The organism is Kitasatospora sp. NPDC057512 (assembly GCF_042802135.1).
GTDB lineage: Bacteria > Actinomycetota > Actinomycetes > Streptomycetales > Streptomycetaceae > Kitasatospora.
The window spans coordinates 1-2,776 of record NZ_JBHVET010000929.1 but is presented as its reverse complement, the minus strand read 5'-3'; the positions used below and the strand labels follow the sequence as shown (position 1 = coordinate 2,776).

The window sequence follows — 2,776 nt, the reverse complement described above, 5'->3', positions numbered from 1 at the left end:
GCGCGGCGGGCCCTCGGCGACAGGCGCGGTACCGGCCGGCGGCGGCTACCGGCGGGCGGCGGCCGACCGGTCCTGGGCGTCCTCGCCCTGGTCGTCGTCGTCCCAGCCGTCGCCCCAGCCGTCGCTGCGGTCGCGGAACAGGGTGAAGCGGTCGTACAGCACCGGCGTCGGGAGCGGAGCGGCGGCGGTGGCCGGGACGGAGTGGTAGTAGCTGACGGTGATGGCGGTCCGGCCGCCGGGCACCACCCCCGGGTCGACGTCGAAGACCGCGACGCCGTAGGGGTAGCGGGTGTCCGGGTCGGTGACGGCGGACCAGTGGGCCTTCTCCTTGGCGTCCGGGTCGGCCTTGTAGGTGAGGCGCTGGGTGCGGACGGCGGCCTCGCGGACGCCGTCGGCGTCGGCGGGCAGGTAGACGTCGTCGTGCCCGGCGGTGCCGCCGCCGCCCAGGATAAGGTGGACGGTGCCCTGCGAGGTGTCGATCTGCCGCAGGTCGTCGTCGGCGACGGCCGGGGTGAGCAGGCCGCCGGGGGCGGTGCCGCGCACCGGGTGGGTGCGTTCGTAGTCGTGGTCGTGGCCGGCCAGCACGAGGTCGACGCCGTGGCGGTCGAGCAGCGGCAGCAGCTTCTCCCGGATGCCCATGTCGCCGCCGTGGCTCTGCGCGGAGGAGGACATCGCGAACTGGTGCAGGTAGACCACGATCCAGTCCACCGAGTTTCCACTCCGCGCCCGCGACAACAGCCGCTCCAGCCAGCGCAGTTGGGCGCCCTCGCTGTAGCCGCTGATGTAGATCGACCGCCCGGTGGCGGGATCGATGCTGGCGTCGTCCTCGACCGCGATCTCGTTGCCGTCCAGGCTGACGAAGAGCACCGAGCCGATCTGGAAGCCGTACCAGGTGCCGCAGTGGTCGCGGGTGCCGTTGTCCGGCAGCTCGAAGCGGGTCAGGTAGGAGGCGTAGCCGAGCTCCCCGCCGCCGGCCTCGACCTCGTGGTTCCCGGGCGTGGGCATCCACGGGCGGCTCGCGGCCGATCCGGCCATGTTGTTCATGAACGCGTTCCAGGCCTGCGGCTGGCGCTGCGGGTTGTTGTTGGCGTACGCGAGGTCGCCGTTGAGCAGGTGGAACAGCGGGGCGAACCCCTCGACCTGACGGACCGCCGCCGCGCCGTGGACGGAGGACTTGCTGAACACGTTGTCGCCGGTGCCGAGGTCGCCGAAGCTGGTGAAGCGGAACGCGGCCCGGCCGGGCGCGGGAGCGGTGCGGAAGGTGCCGCGGACCGGCTGGGCACCGTCGTGCAGCACCTCGTAGACGTAGGTGGTGTCGGGCCGCAGGCCGTCCAGGCGGGCGTGGTGGGTGAAGGTCTCGACCTTGTTGAGGCCGTCCACGTAGCTGCGGCTGCGCGCGTGCACCGTCCGGCCTGCGCCCTCGCGCGGGGTGCCGATCCGCACCCGGGGACGGTTCACGGAGGCCGCCGTCGCCCAGGAGACCGTCATCTCGCGGGCGGGCTCGTCGCCCCACTGGAGGTGGATCTGCTCCGGGCCGGGCGTGCCGGCCACCGCCGGTCGGGTCCACAGCAGGGTGGACGCGGGCAGCGCGGCGAACGCACCGGCCGCCGCACCGGTGCGAAGGACCGTCCTTCGGGATGTACGGGATGTGCGGGATGTGCGGGACGTACGAGAGGGTTGTGCCGCCACTGCCGCCTCCTGGGCTCGGGGAAACGCCGAGGAGGCTCCCAGCCGCACCGCACGGCCGGGTCACGGCCGACCGTGCGGACGGCGAACGGCAGCCGAACGGCGGATGGCCGGGAACCCTCGGTGCACGACCTTGTCCCGGATCGGCCGGGCGGCGCGCGGGCCGGGGCCGCGACGGGCGGCGGAATCGGACGGGCGGCGCCGGAAGCGGGCGGTCGACGCACCGGCGACGAGGTGACGAGGCACCGAAGTGACGAGACGGCAAGGTGACGAGGGTGACGGCCGGTCGGCCGCGGACCACCGGGGTGGTCCCGGGCCGCCGCGCGGGTGACCCGTCGGACGTGTCGCCCACGGAACGCACCGTCCGGCGTGCATGGGTGGGAGTGCGCCGCCCCCGTGGACGGCGCCGGTCTTGTCCCCGAGTCTGAGAGCCGCCCATGCCTCCCACCGTTCGTCTGCGCCGCATCGTCCCGACCGCGCTCTGCGCCCTCAGCGTGGCCCTCGCCGCCCCGGCGGCCCACGCCGCGCCACCAGGCCTCGACAGCCGGTCCGACCCCGGGAGGGAGGGCGGCGGCTCGTACGACTGGGACCGCGTGGCGGCCTGCGAGAGCAGCGGAAACTGGCGCATCAACACCGGCAACGGCTACTACGGCGGCCTCCAGTTCGACCAGCCCACCTGGCGGGAGAACGGCGGCCTCGGCTACGCCCCGCGCGCCGACCTCGCCACCCGCGAGCAGCAGATCGCCGTCGCCCAGCTCCTGGCCGAGCGTCGCGGCCTCTCCCCCTGGCCCGTGTGCGGCGCCCGCGCCACCCACGGCCAGGGCCGCGACGCCGCCCCGCCGCCCCCGGCCCACGCCCACACCCACACCCACGCCGCCCCGGTCGAGTCCGAGGACGGCACCTGGACGGTCCGCGAGAACGACACCCTCGCCGACCTCGCCGAGTCCCTGCGCGTCCCCGGCGGCTGGCCGGCGCTCTACGAGCTCAACCGCGACGCGGTCGGCGAGGACCCGGACCTCATCCATCCCGGGCTGGTCCTCGAACTCCCCTCCTAGGCCGTCCCGACCGCCGCCCGCGCCCGCCCAAGGCG

Annotated in this window: 2 protein-coding genes; one reads left to right on the top strand and one right to left on the bottom strand. The window is 74.9% G+C overall.

The features are described 5' to 3' along the window. Window positions 1-45: 45 nt before the first annotated feature. A complete protein-coding gene (locus ACFU6K_RS35870) occupies window positions 46-1,551 on the bottom strand; it encodes a purple acid phosphatase family protein (RefSeq protein ID WP_380670352.1) in 1,506 nt (501 codons plus the stop codon). A gap of 572 nt (window positions 1,552-2,123) precedes the next feature. On the opposite strand from ACFU6K_RS35870, the gene ACFU6K_RS35865 reads away from it, so the two are divergent. Next, entirely contained in the window at window positions 2,124-2,741 is a 618-nt protein-coding gene (locus ACFU6K_RS35865) for a transglycosylase family protein (RefSeq protein ID WP_380670350.1), read from the top strand. Window positions 2,742-2,776 lie beyond the last annotated feature (35 nt).